Below are 14,571 nucleotides of genomic sequence, written 5' to 3'. Positions count from 1 at the left end.
AGATTAAATTTACGGATTTCCCTGCTGAGATTTTTAGAAAATTGGATATTATTAGCAATGCGAGGTGTTTGTCAGGCTTCTGCAAAAATAAAACTCTGTGAAACTCCTTTTTTTAACTCACTTAAACCCTGCCTTTGCCGGCAGGTCTGTGTCCTTTTTGTTTTTCGCCTCAACTTATCCTACTCCAGTTAATCTCGTGCTTCTTTTGATTTTTAATCTGACGAAGGATAAGCGCATTGCTAGGGTGGGTAAGTTCAGGGTCCTCGGCGAGGATATTCTGGGCAGCATCCCGGGCGATGGCCAAGATTGGAGCATCTTTGCTCAAATCCCCGATCAATAGGTCCATAATACCACTCTGCTGAGTGCCCATTAGATCTCCGGGACCGCGAAGTTTGAGGTCAACATCAGCGATCTCAAAACCATTGTTTGTGCGGACCATGGTGTCCAACCTGATTCGGCTGTCTTTAGAAAGTTCGTATTTGCTCATCAGCACACAGTAGGACTGCTCGGCGCCCCGGCCAACACGCCCCCTGAGCTGGTGAAGCTGTGAGAGGCCAAAGCGTTCAGCATTTTCGATAATCATCACGGAGGCATTGGGAACATTGACCCCTACCTCGATCACCGTGGTGGCCACCATGATCTTGGTTTCGTCTTTGACGAACCGCTGCATCTCGTAGTCTTTGTCGGCTGGCTTCATGGAGCCGTGCACAATGCTCAATGGATATTGGGGAAAGGCTCTGGCAATACTTTCGTATCCATCCATCAGACTCTTCAGGTCCATTTTTTCAGATTCTTCAATTAGCGGGTAAACAATGTAAACCTGCCTGCCCAGCTCAACCTCTTTCTTGATAAACCCAAAAACCTTGAGCCTGTCCTTATCAAATCGGTGTACTGTCTGAATAGGTTTTCGGCCTGCCGGTAACTCATCGATGATGGAAATATCCAGGTCGCCATAAAGGGTCATCGCCAAAGTCCTGGGAATAGGCGTAGCGGTCATGACCAGGACATGCGGTATATATTGCTTGTTTTTGGCCCAAAGTTTCGCTCTTTGCGCCACACCAAACCGGTGCTGTTCATCCACAATGGCTAGCCCAAGATTCTGGAACTGGACCACATCCTCGAGCAAGGCATGAGTTCCGATCAGAATATGAAGCTCGCCACTCAAGAGAGCCGCATGGATTTTCTTCCTTTCAGATTTTTTGGTGGAACCTGTCAGCAAGGCGATGTTCAGCCCCATCATGTCTGCAAACTCCATTAAGCCCTCATGATGCTGATTGGCCAAAATTTCCGTCGGGGCCATCAGACAGGCTTGGGCTGATGAGCCAATTGCCACCAGACAGCAGATGAAAGCCACCATCGTTTTACCGCTGCCGACATCACCCTGTATTAGACGGTTCATCTGCTTTCCGGACCGCATATCGCTGTAGGCCTCTTTGATAACCCTTTTCTGCGCTCCGGTTAGTTCAAATGGAATATGGTTCTTATAAAACTCGGTCAGCAGGATGGTATCTGAGAGAATCTGCCCCTGGGATTTTTCCGTGCGGGTTAATTTAAGTTTCAGTAACCTGAGCTGTACATAAAAAAACTCCTCAAATTTAAGCCTGTAGATGGCTTTTCGTAAGACCTCAGGATTTGATGGAAAATGAATTTCCTTGATGGAAGGTTTTTTAGGAAGGAGGTTAAACCGCTCCAAAATATTTTCGGGAAGGGTTTCGTGAATTTGAGGAAGGGCATTGTGCAAGAGGCCTTCCATGATTTTGGAGATGCCCTTACTGTCCAAAAATTTTGCTCTTAGCTTTTCCGTGGTAGAATAGACGGGTTGAAAAGCATTTCTCTTTTCTGTGGCCGCGGTATAAATTTCAAGTTCCGGATGGGCTATGCTGAATTTGTGCCCATATTGGTTGGGTTTGCCAAATGCTATATATACTGCCCCAACGGTCAGCTTTTTGACAACCCATTGTACCCCTTTAAACCAGGTGAGTTCCATTTCCCCGGTTTCATCCCTAAAATAGCCTACCAGCCTTTTTCGACGGCCTTCACCGATGGTCTCTAATCTGACCAGCCTTCCCAAAACCTGTACCTGGTCGAGTTCCGGGGTCAGGTGGCGGATTTTATAAAACTTGGTGCGGTCCTCATACCGAAAGGGGTAGTGCTGCAACAGCTCCCCAAAAGTGAAAATGCTGAGCTCCTTGTTAAGAAGTTCAGCTTTTTGGGGGCCTACGCCTTTGAGAAACTCTATTTTGGTATCGAAGTAGCCGGGCACGGGTTGGGAGTTACATACCTGCGAGGTTTAAAAAAACCTGGCAGGTTTTCTAATTAACGAAAAACACCCCAAATTAAGACAAATCCTGGAAAAGGCTGTGCGGCAATTGTAAAAACAGTTAATTTCCATGTATTTATCTATCTTTTTAGTCATATTGTAAATTCATATGAAACGACTTTTATTTCCAGCAATTTTATTGCTTACCATTGGATGTACCGATAAGGATTCAGATGGCCATGCAACAGAAATCCTTTCACTCAGTTTTGAGCTCGACACAGTTATGGTGGATGCGGGGGACGATATGATTTATGTAATGAATTCTCTTTTTCACGCCAGTATGAGCGATGACGGTAAGGCCCTTTTTAATTTCAATAACCAAGAAAACCTGCTGGAGGTAATTGATATGGATAACCTTAGGCTGTCACATAAAATACCTTTTGAGCGGGAAGGGCCAAACGGAACTGGAGGGGTTAGCGGTTTTCAAAATTTAAAGGGGGGAAATTACCTTCTGACCAATTATACCTCCATGGGTATATTTTCTGAGAAGGGTCAAAAAGAGTATTCCTTTGATTTTTCCAAAGTGCCTGAAGGGATTTTCGAGGAAAATGAAACGGTAGTTCCAGAAGGAATTATTTCAGAGGATGGGAAAAGCTTTTATACCTTTTACGCTAAAGGATGGGCAGGTAGCAATGGCATTGTAAAACTTGACCTGGAAACTGGAGAAATGAGAAGAACACCTGTAGACCAGCTTAAAGCATTGGACAGATTCACGATAAGGAGCCATGATGAATACAAAATGGAGATTAACATGGTAGCTAGGTACATTTCGTGGCAAAACGGAAAATTGCTTATCAGCAACTCAGCAGAAAACCAATTATTAGTGTTTTGTGCTGAAGGGGAAAACTTATTCCAATTCGACTTTTTGGCCCACTTGACACCTAATCAAATTATGGAATTACCAACAAGGGATGTCGATGATTTCGAGGAAATTCCTGAAATCTTTAAAGTCCTTGATAAGGATGTTTTCTTTGGCAATTGGCTGTATGATCCCCTAAAAGAAAGGTATTATAGATTGACCTCATTTTTTGAAAAGGAAGTGGAAAACCGAACAGAGTATAAAGTGGTGTTGACGGTTTTGGATAGTGAGTACAACCAACTTTATGAAGGCTTAACTCCATTGAAGAGTAAGCAATTGACAGCGTTTGTCAGAGAGGGGAAGCTTTACACCTTTGAAAATATTGAAGATGAATTGGGTTTTGTAATCCTATCCATGCATGAATCATAAATTTTTAACTATATGAAAAGATTTTTATTACCTTCCTTATTGGCCCTTGCATTTGGCTGCTCGCAGCATATCGATGAAAATAATGCTGCCCAAAACCTGTCCTTAACCTTCGAGCTCGACACCGTCATGGTTGATGCCGGGGAGGATATTATTTATCTCCAAAGTGCCTTGAATTATTCAGACTTGAGCAGGGACGCCAAATTGCTTTATAATTTTAATGGGCGGGAAAATCTTTTAGAAGTGATGGATATGGAAAAGCTTGAGCTTTCACATAAAATACCTTTTGAGCAGGAGGGACCTAATGGAACAGGAAGGGTATTGGGACTCCAAAAATTGGATGACGGAAATTTTCTATTGAAAGAATTTGCAGCTGTGGGTATTTTTTCTGAAAACGCCCAAAGGCACCAGCATTATAAATCTACTGAACTTACTGATAAAGGTTTGACCAAGGATAAAATTTATTATAAGGATGGCGTGCTGGATCAAAATAGCCAAGTTTTTTACACTTTCTATGGTGAGGAAATTTTGAGAAAGGGAATAGCAAGAGTAGATTTTGGAGCCAATTCTCATACAAAAATCCCTATTAGTCAGTTTGAAACTCATGAAAGGTTTACGTTTAAAACTTCAGGAAATAAAGGTTTGGTAGCAAGTGTGATTGCGAACTACTTATCCTTGCAGGATGAAAAAGTATTGATTAGCAACTCTGTTGAAAACAACCTCATAGTTTACCATCCTGAAAGGGACAGTATGGTCCAATTTTCATATAAAAGTGAATTAACTCCTAATGAAGCTAAGCATGTTGTACAAAGGGAATTGGATTCTGCAGAGGAATTGCTTACCGTCTTCAAGGAATATGATAAGGAAATCAAGTTTGGCAAATGGTTATTTGACCCCGAATCAAAAAGGTTTTTTAGGTTAACAACTCAATTTGTTATGGAGCGTGATGATAAAATGGAGTTTCAGGTGGTGTTGACAGTTTTCGACCGAGAATTCCAGCAGGTTTACGAAGGTATTACACCACTTAAAAAGTCTTCTTCCAAGATGTTCTTCCGCAACGGCCAACTCTACCTCTATGAAAACATCAATGACGAACTAGGCTTCATTGTTCTTTCTATAAATGAGGTTTGATAAATTATTCATAGTCATCTTGTGAGGATGCGCTATGCAATTTGCTTCATTCTGGTATGGCTCTTATATGCAATTTACCATACAGGACCCTTAGAGGACCCGACGGAGACCTGAAGTGGAGCCATTTTGGATGTACCTTTTCGGTAGGGGATCAATATTTTTTTAGTTCAAAACTGGAGGTTGAAAAACGGGAAACTCTGCGCTCCTTTTTGTATCTCGTACTTCGAATTTCGTAATTATAACTCTCACTCCAATCTCGGCAAACTTAACTTGTACTTTACCGCCACTAGTCGGATGATGATAACGATGCCGATGGAAATGAGCATGTTGGGGTCCCTATCAAGACCAAAATGATTGAGCACCAAGTAAATGATTGCACCGGCTAGGCATGCACTGGCATAAACCTCCCTTCTAAAAAGGATGGGAACTTCGTTAGTCAGGGTATCTCGGATCACCCCGCCCATCACCGCGGAAAACATTCCCATGATAGCGGCAATTTCTACCTGCACGCCAAGGCTCAAAGCTTTTTCCACCCCTAGGATTGTAAAGAAAGCTATTCCCAGCGTATCAAAGAGAAATAGCGTTCTCCTCAACTTTCCCAGACTCCGGTGGAAAAGAAAAGCTACCAGGATTCCGGCAAATATTGAATATAGAAACCACACGTCATTTACCCAGACCAAAGGATAAGATCCCAAGATAATGTCCCGAAGGCTACCCCCGCCGATCGCAGTAATAAACCCGGTGAAGCCGGCGCCAAACAAATCGTGTTCCCTGTCCTGCACGGCCAATGACCCGGAAATGGCAAACATAAAAGTTCCTATTAATTCAAGGGGGTATTGGATGTCCATTTAATAAATGTGATTTTTTGTCATCAAAAATGTCCCCATCGTCCTCTTATGATGTACTAGGACGGTTTTGGGTTCTTCCAGAAATTGCAAACAATGTTTTTCCATCAGCTTTTGTAATAACTCTTCGCCCAACAAAAACCTTGTGCTGCCATCAGGAAGCTGATGTAAACCTTCCTCGGTCATTACACTTTCCACTTCTATTCCCCCCATTTCCGTGCAGCAGCGCAGGAAAAAGATGCCGCCTGGCTTGAGTAATCGCATCATTTCATCCCAAAGTTTGATAAAATGCTCCTCGTTTTTCGCAAAATGCATCACCGCCGATGATATTACCGCATCAAATGCCTCCTTATGGAAAGGCATGTCCTCTACTTGTGCTGTCTGAAACCTATGGACATCAAAATCAGCATTGATGGTCTGCGCATATATCCTGGCCATCTGTATGGCAATGGGGTTGTAATCCACCCCAAAAATCTGAAAACCCTTCCGGATGAAATAATGGGTGTTTCTTCCTTCCCCACAGCCGGCATCCAGAATTTTCATCTCTTTGGAAAACCTGCCCTTCAGGATTTGGTCCAGCAGGTAGATGTCTATGTTTCCCAGTAATTGGTTAAGTTCGTTTACATTCATATGAGGTTTTTCTCTCTAAGGCTGTCCAATGCTATTTCCCGACCGATTTCAGTGATTTCCTTTGCCCTATAAAATTCAAACGTACCACATTGCTTTCGGCTGATTTTGATGTGGACATCCACAGGATGGTTTTCCAGAATGTAATCGGAAATCCTGTCCTGCATAGTGTCGATAGTCAGGTTCATCAGGTCGAGAAAGCTGATGCTTTTGGTCTTTTGGATCTTCTTTTCAGGAAGATATCTCGAAACTTTGGCTTTGTATTCCTTAACCCAGGCTGGCATAGTCACCAAATTGGACCCTTCCTTTTCCGCAAATTTATGGGAAATAAGGCATTGAAGGGGGCCGTTGACATCCGATGCAATACAGATGTCAGTCGGAAAATGTTTGATGAGTTCAACAGGCATGGGGTTTAAGATGCCCCCATCCACATAGGAAATATTGTCGATAATGGCCGGCTGCATCACGGTGGGGATGGCCGCTGAGGCCCGAATGGCGGAAAAAAGACTGCCGCTTTTAAAAACCATTTCGCTGCCATTGAGAATATCCACTGCATTGCAGGAAAACGGAATGGGCAAATCCTCAATCAGACAGTCTCCCAAGAGGGTTTGGATGACCTGAAATACTTTTTCGCCTTTGATAAAACCGCTTGTGGAAAGGGTGAAATCCATTAGCGAAAAAACATCAATCCTGTCCAGATTGCATATCCATTCTTTGAATTCCGGTAGGTTGCCCTTGGCATAAACACCTGCGATCAAGGCCCCCATCGAACATCCGGCGATAGAACTTATCTCAAAACCATTCTCCTCCAACACCTCAATGACACCAATATGGGCCAAGCCTCTGGCGCCACCACTGGATAGGACTAAAGAAACGGTTTTTTGATCCATAGTATTTGATTAAATTCGTTCTAAATTAACCGCAAAGAACGCAAAGGTCCCGCAAAGATTTTCTTACTGATTCTCGCGAGCGCTTTCGGATTGAAATCGAAATTTAAATTTACAATAAAATGACACAGTATAACCCATTCCACTTGGCTTTCCCGATCAGGGATATAGAAGAAACGCGGGAATTTTATCAAAATCTCCTAGGCTGTGAGATTGGAAGGAGCACCGACAAATGGATTGATTTCAATTTCTTCGGTCATCAGCTTTCAGCCCATGTCAAACCTGAGGAATTACAACAGGCAAAATCTAATGAAGTGGATGGTAAAAATGTGCCGGTGAGACATTTTGGGGCCATCCTGGAATGGGAAGCATGGCAGGAGCTTGCCGATAAACTGAAAGCGTATGGAATCGACTTCATCATCGAGCCTTATATCCGTTTTGAGGGAGAAGTAGGGGAGCAGGCCACCATGTTTTTCTTAGACCCAAGTGGAAATGCCCTGGAGTTTAAGGCATTCCAAGATAGGGAGCAGATTTTTGCGAAGTAGTTTCAAAGGGGCACAGAGTTGCGCAGAGTTTTAATGGAGTTTCACAGAGCCTGTTGGCCGAGGTAGGCGTCGACAATTTCAACGTCTTTACAACAAAATGGAGGGAGAGATGGAAAATAAGAACGTGACGTCGTTGATCAAAACTCCGTGAAACTCTTTTTTTTAAAACTCTGAGAAACTTCGTGTCCCTTTTCTTTCCGCGAAGAAGTTTTCTTGAGTTTACAAACTTTCGTCAAAGGCCTTCACTGCTCTTAAAACCGTTTCAGCGGCTTGGTAGTAGAAGTCTGGGTCGATGTTTTCGAAGGTGTCTGTGGGCTTGTGATAATCGGGATGGTCTTCCACCCCAAAATAGATATGTGGGATATCTTTTCTGTGAAATTGTGCATGGTCAGAACTGAAAGTCCAATCATCCTTGCCCATTTCAGGATCGTCATGTCCAAATTTGAGGATTACTCCACCAAAGGGCTCGACTGCTTCTAACACAGGTTTCAGATGAGGGTTGTGGAAGGTGCCGGAGGCATAAAGTTCGTTGTTTTCATTACGGGAAATCATATCCATGTTGATGTTCAACTTCACTTGTTTTAAAGGAAAAGGGAAATCAGCCACTAATGCTTTGGCCCCCTGATGGCCCATTTCCTCTGCGTCCACAGCTGCAAACATGATTGAGTGCTTTGGCCGGTTGACGGAAAAATACTCCGCCATGGCCAAAAGAGCAGCCGTACCGCTGGCATTGTCATCTGCCCCGTTGAAAATCTGGCCATTGATTACACCCAGATGATCGTAATGGGCGGTAATGACTATCAGGTACTCGGATTCACTGCCCGGGATAAAGCCCACTATATTTGCCGCGCGTTCATACTGCACGCTGTCCCGGGGGTTCATGAAGGAGAAGTATTGGGTAAAATCACTGTATTGGCTGGTCAGGTTAAGTCTATCAAACCTTTCCTTGATGAATTTTTGGGCTTTTAGGTTACCGTCCGTAAGTGGCTTTCTTCCCTCCAGTTCATCGGAGGAGAGATATTGAATATCGGCGATTAGCTTTTCCTTGTCTATATTTTGGGCGGTGGCTCCAAAGTGGACTAAAACCCCTAATGACAATAGGAGGTATGCAGATTTTAGTAGGTATTTCACTTCAAATATTTAAATTGTGTTGATAATAGTTTTCCTTTTGGATATTTGCATAAAAAGAGATCTGTAAATTGGTTCTTCACAATAAGAAGACCCGTTTTTAAGTTCTCACAGTAAGGGCAAAAATTTCCCTAGTCTAATATGGGGCAATTATAACGTATTATGAAGTCAAAATTCCTCGTTTTATTCTTTTTTTGTATCTCCAACCTGCATGCGCAATCGGGTGTGCCTGATTTTTTTCTAGATGGCAAATCCGTGGTTTTGATTTCTAACGCACCATCGGCCCGTCCGGTTTTAAGTTTTGAGGAAATTGCCCATTCAGTTCATAAGGGCTTGGTGGAGGCTGGAGGGGATCCTGTAGGGTATTTCGAACTTGAAGACATTGTGCTGAACGAAGAAATCCAAGCCGGATATGCTAGTCTATTTTCCAAAAGGTTAGTAAACGGCATCGTGATTTTGACCAGATTGCCTAATGGGGCTTTTGAAATGAATGTTGCTCCATTTTCCCAAAATAAGAACATTGTAAATCCCGGGGCTTCCTGGAGCATGAGAGGGTCTGATATTAAAGAGCTCAATGAATCCTTGAAAAAAATCGGTGAGGTGACGAAAACGAAAAACTTATTGGTGCTTGAAGTTCCTGAATTTCTACAAGGAAGCGAAAATGGTGCAAGTAACTACATTAGTCGAAATCCATTAAACTTAAACATCTTTCGCTTAGGCATCCCTTTAAGCGGTGCGGGTGGCGAAGGCAGTCACCTTACTTCGTATCGTTATGACCTTTTGGGAAGGAGCGAGGCCGAAAGATCAAGGTCTCAAGAGCGTGAAAAGGACCAGCTTCAAGCTATATTGGAAACGCGCTATCCTCATCAGGTTGCTTTTCTTACTGAGGCCAAAACCTCTCAGGAACTCATACGGGATAGGGTGCAATTTGTGTTACGCAGGGTAGAAGGGCGTGAAGGTGACTTGATGAGAAGTATGGGAGTAGGAGGCCGAAGCGCCAATCCGGACAAGGTGGTGGTGAAATATTACATCCATTTTCTGGTAAGGGACGAACTTTATATTGGACCAACGTGGGATGCGGATGCTGATTGGCAAGTGGCACTTTCCAACTTTTTACAAAACCTCAACCCTGAAAAATAAGAAAGGTGTACCAGGAAGGTACACCTTAAGCTATTAATCGGGTGGTTAATACAACTTCTAGCTTACTATTTATTTGTCGATTGAGCCAGTCACTCTTTTCATAAAAGCGTTCATAGCTTCTTTTTTATCCATGCCATCCTTTATCATTTTATGGACCTCAAGGGTGCCATACAAGTTGGAAAGCAGTTCCCCCATGACTTCGATTTCCTCATCTTTGAGTGAAGGAATCTCTGTCATAGATTCTAAAAGTTCAATTGTTTCATTTACCCAGTCCTCATCGTTTTCATCGATGAAGCCCAAAACATGCTTAATTATTGGCAATCTCATCTATAAGTGCTTTTAAGTTTTCCTCCTTGTTTGTCTGAGTTTGGTTGACTAAAACGCCATCTTTAAATGTTGCAAAAGTAGGAAGATTGGTCACCGCAGCTAATTTTCTGGATTCTGGAAGTTTTTCTGCATCCACATACAAAAATGTAACAGCATCATAATCCTTAGCCAATCTTTTCATTTTTGGCTTCATGATTCTGCAGCTACCGCACCAGCTGGCACCGTATTGAACCACTACTTTATTCTTTTCTGTGATAATGTCCTGTAGGTTGTCGTTTTCTAATTCTTGTAACATATCTTATTATGATTGTAAGTCTAAATTTGTATTGCAAAGGTAATGTCTATTGAAACAAAAGTCCAATTGATTATTTCTATATGGGTTAGAGCAGCTCAATCAGTAGATTTTTGTGTTCATAAAAGGCACTAAAGCCAAAATAATGGCCTGCTCATAATAGCGCTTTCTGTTTACAGCCCCATTGGTCAAGATACCCACGGCCCCATCTGTTTCCTTTGAATTCTCTCGATTAAAAAAACTATCATCAGCCTTTCCGAGTTCCATTCCGTCCTTTACCAGTTTGGAAATTACCTCAGGAAGATAAAACGTAGAAGTTTTGGCCTTGCCTATTTTATTTTCTTTGTCGACCACCACCACCCAGGCAAAGGCATTCATTCCATGGGTGTCCTCTTCAACGCCGCCTTCTATTCCGAGCCAATAATCCGCTTCCGGAAAGGCATTTTTTGCATTTTTCGCCCGGTTCAAAGCTCCTTGCAAAGTTTCCTCATCCCCAATGGGTTGGTCGGCTACCTCTGAAGTAACATTGATTCCCTGAACGATAAAACTGTCTTTAAAACACTGGTGAAAGGCAGCATCTGTGCTACTGATTTTTACAGGGTTTCGACTACCGACGATAATCAATAATTGCCTTTTTGATTTTTGAAGATTTTCTCTCTTTGGAAAGCTCATATTATATTTAAAAGGATTGGACTCCGATGGTTCACCAGTCCAGTTTGAAATGTACCCTAACGGGATAAAAATAAACAGCCTTCGGTATTATAACCGAAGGCTAAAAGTTATGCCATGTTATGATATACGTTGTTCACGTCATCATCTTCCTCCATTCGCTCAATCATCTTGTGGATGTCTTCCTCCTGCTCTTCAGTTAACTCTTTGGTAGACATTGGGAATCTCTGAAAATCAGCATTGGTGACTTCGATGCCTTTGTCTTCAAGGGCTTTCTGCATGTTGCCAAAGTCCTCAAATTCAGTGTAAATGAAGATTTCCCCCTCATTCTCATCTATATCAGAAAGCCCAAAATCTATAAGCTCAAGCTCTAACTCCTCCAAATCCCAATCTCCTTTGGGGAAACGAAATACGGCTTTGTGATCAAACATGAAACTCACCGACCCTGAAGTGCCGAGAGAGCCTCCCGCCTTTGAAAAGAAATGGCGCACATTGGCTACCGTTCTGTTGATGTTGTCCGTGGAGGTTTCGATGATTACTGCGACACCGTGAGGGCCGTAGCCTTCATATACCACTTCTTCGTAATCTTTCTCGTCTTTGTTGCTGGCACGAGCAATGGCTGCTTCAATCCTGTCCTTAGGCATGGATGCACCCTTGGCGTTTTGGATTACGGTTCGCAGCTTGGCATTGTTGTCCGGGTCCGGTCCGCCCACTTTCACGGCCATCACAATTTCTTTACCCAAGCGGGTAAAGACCTTGGACATCTTGTTCCAACGTTTGAATTTTCTCTCTTTCCTGAACTCAAATGCTCTTCCCATATAGATTTATTTCTCGGGTATATCTAGGTTGTGTATGCGTTTCTGATAATTAAATTAATGTAAAAATAACAAATCTTTTCATTCCATCCAGAGGAAGTTTTAAAGACCTGATTTTCAGAAAACATTATGCATTGAATTCTGAACGAAAAACTCTTGTTGACGTAAAAATAAGGAATTAACCGCTACCATATGGATTTTTCTTCCGCTTATCCGCTTCCCAATCTTCCCCAAAGCCAATTCAAACGTGTTGTCATCCTCGGGGGAGGATTTGCTGGTCTTCAGTTGGCCAAAAAATTGTCAGGAAAACCTTATCAGGTGCTTCTCTTAGACAAAAACAATTACCATCAGTTTCAGCCCTTATTCTATCAGGTAGCTACTTCTGCACTTGAACCAAGCGCTATATCCTTCCCTTTGAGGAAAATTTTCCACGATAGCAAAAATGTGACTTTCCGGATGACTGAGGTGGAATCCATATCACCAGAGCAAAACAGGGTCTTCACCAAAATGGGCTTTGTAAACTATGATTACCTGGTTTTGGCTATGGGGGCGGACACCAATTATTTTGGACTTGAGAATATCAAGCAAAAAAGCACTCCCATGAAATCCGTTTCGGAGGCTCTTTATATCCGAAACCGCATTATTGCCAATTACGAAAAAGCCATCAACACCCATGACGAAAATGAGAAAAGGGCCCTGATGAACATTGTGATAGTAGGCGGGGGGCCTACCGGGGTTGAACTTGCGGGGGCAATGGCGGAATTGAGAAACAGAATCCTGCCTAAGGATTACCCTGAACTTGATTTCCATCAGATGCAGGTGATCTTGGCAGAGGCGGGGGAAAATTTGCTTGCGGGAATGACTCCCCAGGCCAGCGAACACGCCCTTAAATACCTTCGCAACCTTGGTGTGGAGGTGATTTTTAAGGCTGCCGTTACAGACTACGACGGTTTGACCGTTAAGGTGAAAGATTATTCCGATTTTAACAGTAGAACACTTGTATGGGCCGCTGGGGTGAAGCCCAATGCTGTCAAGGGTATCCATGCCGAGCAAGTGGCCGGTAATGGCAGGCTGTTGGTCAATGAATTTAACCAACTTTCTGGAACGCAAAACATTTATGCTTTAGGTGACCAATGTGTGATGACATCGGAAGACTACCCAAGAGGTCATCCTCAAGTAGCCCAGGTTGCCATTCAACAGGCTACTAATTTGGCTAAGAATTTTGTTTCTCTACATAAAAACCAACCCTTGCGTCCTTTTAGTTACAAAGACCTTGGCTCAATGGCTACGGTGGGAAAAAAGCTTGCGGTGGTGGATTTACCTTTTATTCGATTTCAAGGCTTTTTTGCTTGGGTGACCTGGTTATTTGTGCACTTGATGGCAATATTAGGCGTGAAGAACAAACTCTTCATTTTGCTCAACTGGGCTTGGAATTATTTCTCTTTCGACGTTTCTCTTCGCCTGCTAATCAGGCCAAGGATGGTTAAGGAACATGAAAGTAAAGAATTGGTGGAGGACAAAGATTAAAATATTTTTGCTCCGCTTCGGTTGACAATATTCTCTAAGTAGTCATTGGGAAGTTTAAATGCCTTTCCACCATCTACGATATAGGCGAGGTAACTTTCGGAAGGAAAGATGTTGTTCATGTTTTCCGGGCTGAGAAAAGTCCCTGCCTTTACTTTACCTTGGTTGGTGTGGATTTCTATTTCCTTGTATTCATAGCCGGGTTCGCTTTTTAAGAAATGCCGTAGATCATCTTCGCTGATTTCATAAAGCACACCATACACATGCTCATTGGGGCTGGCGACGATGTTTGCCCTTGCAGTACCGTCCTCCATGGGGTGATTGAATCTAAACCCATATTGTGAAAGGATCCCCACTCCTTTAAATTGAGCCAAATGGCCTAGCCTTTCCTCAAAAAGTTCTTTTTTTAGGTTGCTTGCGTAAGCGAAGTATAGCATGTTTTTCATCCTAACAATTTACCCCATTCAACCCGCTCTCCCAAATTCTCATTAAGATTTCTTAACAAAGTAATGGGTAAACCTGCTTAAACCTTGAGGAATGGCTTAGGTCTAAGAAGTATAAACCAAAACAAAGAAGGATATGAAAAAGCTAATGTTATTTGCCGCGATATTTACTGTTGTATCATTTACTGCTGATGCCCAAAAGAGAGGTGAGCGTAAAGGACAGGAAAGAATGGACCCTGAGAAAAGGGTTGAGATGAGGGTCAACAAAATGGCCGAGCAACTTGAGCTGACTGAAGAGCAGAAGGAGCAGGTTCACCAAATCCACATGGAAAGAGCCGAGGAACAAAAGGAAGTTCGTGAGGCTAGAAAAGCTCAACAAGAGGAAAGAAGAGCGGCCATGCAGGAAGAGAGAAAGGCCCAGCAGGCTGAAATCGAAAAAGTTTTGACTCCTGAGCAAAGAGAAAAATGGGAGGAAATCAGAAACGAAGAACGTGAAAAAATGCGCAAGTACCGTGATGCCAGAGGCAATGATGATACCGAAAGGTTCAAAAAGCACAGAGGCAAAAGAGGCGGTGGCGTTGATAGAAAATAATAAGTGTTAGTGTTGGTGGAATTAGGTTTATGTTAAACTTAAAAGGGAAGGCTGTGTAGCC

General features: G+C 42.9%; 16 protein-coding genes. 6 read left to right on the top strand and 10 right to left on the bottom strand.

Going from position 1 to position 14,571, the window contains the following annotated elements:
• Positions 1-169 precede the first annotated feature (169 nt).
• A complete protein-coding gene (gene recG / locus FPL27_RS00485) occupies positions 170-2,263 on the bottom strand; it encodes an ATP-dependent DNA helicase RecG (protein ID WP_143959215.1) in 2,094 nt (697 codons plus the stop codon).
• Between the two features lie 166 nt (positions 2,264-2,429).
• Between recG and FPL27_RS00480 the strand changes: the two genes are divergently transcribed.
• Both FPL27_RS00480 and FPL27_RS00475 read left to right on the top strand, forming a co-directional pair.
• Positions 2,430-3,548 carry a DUF4221 family protein gene (locus FPL27_RS00480; protein WP_143959214.1) on the top strand — a complete coding sequence of 373 codons (1,119 nt, stop codon included), beginning with the start codon at positions 2,430-2,432 and terminating at the stop codon, positions 3,546-3,548.
• Positions 3,549-3,560: 12 nt separating this feature from the next.
• Complete coding sequence (locus FPL27_RS00475; RefSeq protein ID WP_143959213.1) at positions 3,561-4,676, top strand: DUF4221 family protein; 1,116 nt, start codon at positions 3,561-3,563, stop codon at positions 4,674-4,676.
• Between the two features lie 245 nt (positions 4,677-4,921).
• Here FPL27_RS00475 and FPL27_RS00470 read toward each other — a convergent pair whose 3' ends face one another.
• From FPL27_RS00470 to FPL27_RS00460, 3 genes are read right to left on the bottom strand one after another with little or no spacing between them, the layout of a single operon-like run.
• Positions 4,922-5,524 (bottom strand): trimeric intracellular cation channel family protein, encoded by a 603-nt coding sequence (locus tag FPL27_RS00470; protein WP_143959212.1) that lies wholly within the window; start codon positions 5,522-5,524, stop codon positions 4,922-4,924.
• Entirely contained in the window at positions 5,525-6,151 is a 627-nt protein-coding gene (locus FPL27_RS00465) for a class I SAM-dependent methyltransferase (protein ID WP_143959211.1), read from the bottom strand.
• The gene (locus tag FPL27_RS00460) at positions 6,148-7,038 is read right to left on the bottom strand and encodes a patatin-like phospholipase family protein (RefSeq protein ID WP_143959210.1); all 891 of its coding nucleotides are present in this window, start codon (positions 7,036-7,038) and stop codon (positions 6,148-6,150) included. The genes FPL27_RS00465 and FPL27_RS00460 overlap by 4 nt, the downstream gene beginning before the upstream one ends.
• 119 nt (positions 7,039-7,157) lie before the next feature.
• Between FPL27_RS00460 and FPL27_RS00455 the strand changes: the two genes are divergently transcribed.
• Positions 7,158-7,580: a VOC family protein gene (locus tag FPL27_RS00455; RefSeq protein WP_143959209.1), complete on the top strand. Its 423-nt coding sequence runs from the start codon at positions 7,158-7,160 to the stop codon at positions 7,578-7,580.
• 219 nt (positions 7,581-7,799) lie between these two features.
• Here FPL27_RS00455 and FPL27_RS00450 read toward each other — a convergent pair whose 3' ends face one another.
• Positions 7,800-8,711: a M20/M25/M40 family metallo-hydrolase gene (locus FPL27_RS00450; RefSeq protein WP_143959208.1), complete on the bottom strand. Its 912-nt coding sequence runs from the start codon at positions 8,709-8,711 to the stop codon at positions 7,800-7,802.
• Between the two features lie 159 nt (positions 8,712-8,870).
• On the opposite strand from FPL27_RS00450, the gene FPL27_RS00445 reads away from it, so the two are divergent.
• Positions 8,871-9,848 carry an NTPase gene (locus FPL27_RS00445; RefSeq protein ID WP_143959207.1) on the top strand — a complete coding sequence of 326 codons (978 nt, stop codon included), beginning with the start codon at positions 8,871-8,873 and terminating at the stop codon, positions 9,846-9,848.
• A 69-nt stretch (positions 9,849-9,917) separates the two neighbouring features.
• Here FPL27_RS00445 and FPL27_RS00440 read toward each other — a convergent pair whose 3' ends face one another.
• The 4 genes from FPL27_RS00440 to FPL27_RS00425 all read right to left on the bottom strand — a co-directional run bounded on the left by FPL27_RS00440 (position 9,918) and on the right by FPL27_RS00425 (position 11,954).
• The gene (locus FPL27_RS00440) at positions 9,918-10,175 is read right to left on the bottom strand and encodes a DUF6952 family protein (protein ID WP_143959206.1); all 258 of its coding nucleotides are present in this window, start codon (positions 10,173-10,175) and stop codon (positions 9,918-9,920) included.
• The gene (locus tag FPL27_RS00435) at positions 10,156-10,470 is read right to left on the bottom strand and encodes a thioredoxin family protein (RefSeq protein WP_143959205.1); all 315 of its coding nucleotides are present in this window, start codon (positions 10,468-10,470) and stop codon (positions 10,156-10,158) included. Before FPL27_RS00435 ends, FPL27_RS00440 begins: the two co-directional genes overlap by 20 nt.
• A 99-nt stretch (positions 10,471-10,569) precedes the next feature.
• The gene (gene yjjX, locus FPL27_RS00430) at positions 10,570-11,139 is read right to left on the bottom strand and encodes an inosine/xanthosine triphosphatase (RefSeq protein WP_143959204.1); all 570 of its coding nucleotides are present in this window, start codon (positions 11,137-11,139) and stop codon (positions 10,570-10,572) included.
• Between the two features lie 107 nt (positions 11,140-11,246).
• A complete protein-coding gene (locus tag FPL27_RS00425) occupies positions 11,247-11,954 on the bottom strand; it encodes a YebC/PmpR family DNA-binding transcriptional regulator (RefSeq protein ID WP_143959203.1) in 708 nt (235 codons plus the stop codon).
• A 189-nt stretch (positions 11,955-12,143) separates the two neighbouring features.
• Here FPL27_RS00425 and FPL27_RS00420 point away from each other — a divergent pair, with 189 nt between their 5' ends.
• Complete coding sequence (locus FPL27_RS00420) at positions 12,144-13,478, top strand: NAD(P)/FAD-dependent oxidoreductase (RefSeq protein ID WP_143959202.1); 1,335 nt, start codon at positions 12,144-12,146, stop codon at positions 13,476-13,478.
• Here the strand turns inward: FPL27_RS00420 and FPL27_RS00415 are convergent.
• Positions 13,475-13,921, bottom strand: coding sequence for a gamma-glutamylcyclotransferase family protein (locus FPL27_RS00415; RefSeq protein WP_143959201.1), 447 nt, complete (start codon positions 13,919-13,921; stop codon positions 13,475-13,477). The genes FPL27_RS00420 and FPL27_RS00415 overlap by 4 nt on opposite strands.
• A 133-nt stretch (positions 13,922-14,054) precedes the next feature.
• On the opposite strand from FPL27_RS00415, the gene FPL27_RS00410 reads away from it, so the two are divergent.
• Entirely contained in the window at positions 14,055-14,510 is a 456-nt protein-coding gene (locus tag FPL27_RS00410) for a DUF4890 domain-containing protein (protein ID WP_143959200.1), read from the top strand.
• Positions 14,511-14,571 lie beyond the last annotated feature (61 nt).

This window comes from Litoribacter populi, assembly GCF_007483685.1.
GTDB classification, from domain to species: Bacteria; Bacteroidota; Bacteroidia; order Cytophagales; family Cyclobacteriaceae; genus Litoribacter; species Litoribacter populi.
The sequence above is the reverse complement of the archived record's forward strand: the minus strand, read 5'-3'. Positions and strand labels throughout refer to the sequence as shown.

Coding starts and splice junctions, on each gene's coding strand:
- FPL27_RS00480 (WP_143959214.1), top strand. CDS start 2,430: ATGAAACGACTTTTATTTCCAGCAATTTTATTGCTTACCATTGGATGT.
- FPL27_RS00475 (WP_143959213.1), top strand. CDS start 3,561: ATGAAAAGATTTTTATTACCTTCCTTATTGGCCCTTGCATTTGGCTGC.
- FPL27_RS00470 (WP_143959212.1), bottom strand. CDS start 5,524: ATGGACATCCAATACCCCCTTGAATTAATAGGAACTTTTATGTTTGCC.
- FPL27_RS00465 (WP_143959211.1), bottom strand. CDS start 6,151: ATGAATGTAAACGAACTTAACCAATTACTGGGAAACATAGACATCTAC.
- FPL27_RS00460 (WP_143959210.1), bottom strand. CDS start 7,038: ATGGATCAAAAAACCGTTTCTTTAGTCCTATCCAGTGGTGGCGCCAGA.
- FPL27_RS00455 (WP_143959209.1), top strand. CDS start 7,158: ATGACACAGTATAACCCATTCCACTTGGCTTTCCCGATCAGGGATATA.
- FPL27_RS00445 (WP_143959207.1), top strand. CDS start 8,871: ATGAAGTCAAAATTCCTCGTTTTATTCTTTTTTTGTATCTCCAACCTG.
- FPL27_RS00440 (WP_143959206.1), bottom strand. CDS start 10,175: ATGAGATTGCCAATAATTAAGCATGTTTTGGGCTTCATCGATGAAAAC.
- FPL27_RS00435 (WP_143959205.1), bottom strand. CDS start 10,470: ATGTTACAAGAATTAGAAAACGACAACCTACAGGACATTATCACAGAA.
- yjjX (WP_143959204.1), bottom strand. CDS start 11,139: ATGAGCTTTCCAAAGAGAGAAAATCTTCAAAAATCAAAAAGGCAATTA.
- FPL27_RS00425 (WP_143959203.1), bottom strand. CDS start 11,954: ATGGGAAGAGCATTTGAGTTCAGGAAAGAGAGAAAATTCAAACGTTGG.
- FPL27_RS00420 (WP_143959202.1), top strand. CDS start 12,144: ATGGATTTTTCTTCCGCTTATCCGCTTCCCAATCTTCCCCAAAGCCAA.
- FPL27_RS00415 (WP_143959201.1), bottom strand. CDS start 13,921: ATGAAAAACATGCTATACTTCGCTTACGCAAGCAACCTAAAAAAAGAA.
- FPL27_RS00410 (WP_143959200.1), top strand. CDS start 14,055: ATGAAAAAGCTAATGTTATTTGCCGCGATATTTACTGTTGTATCATTT.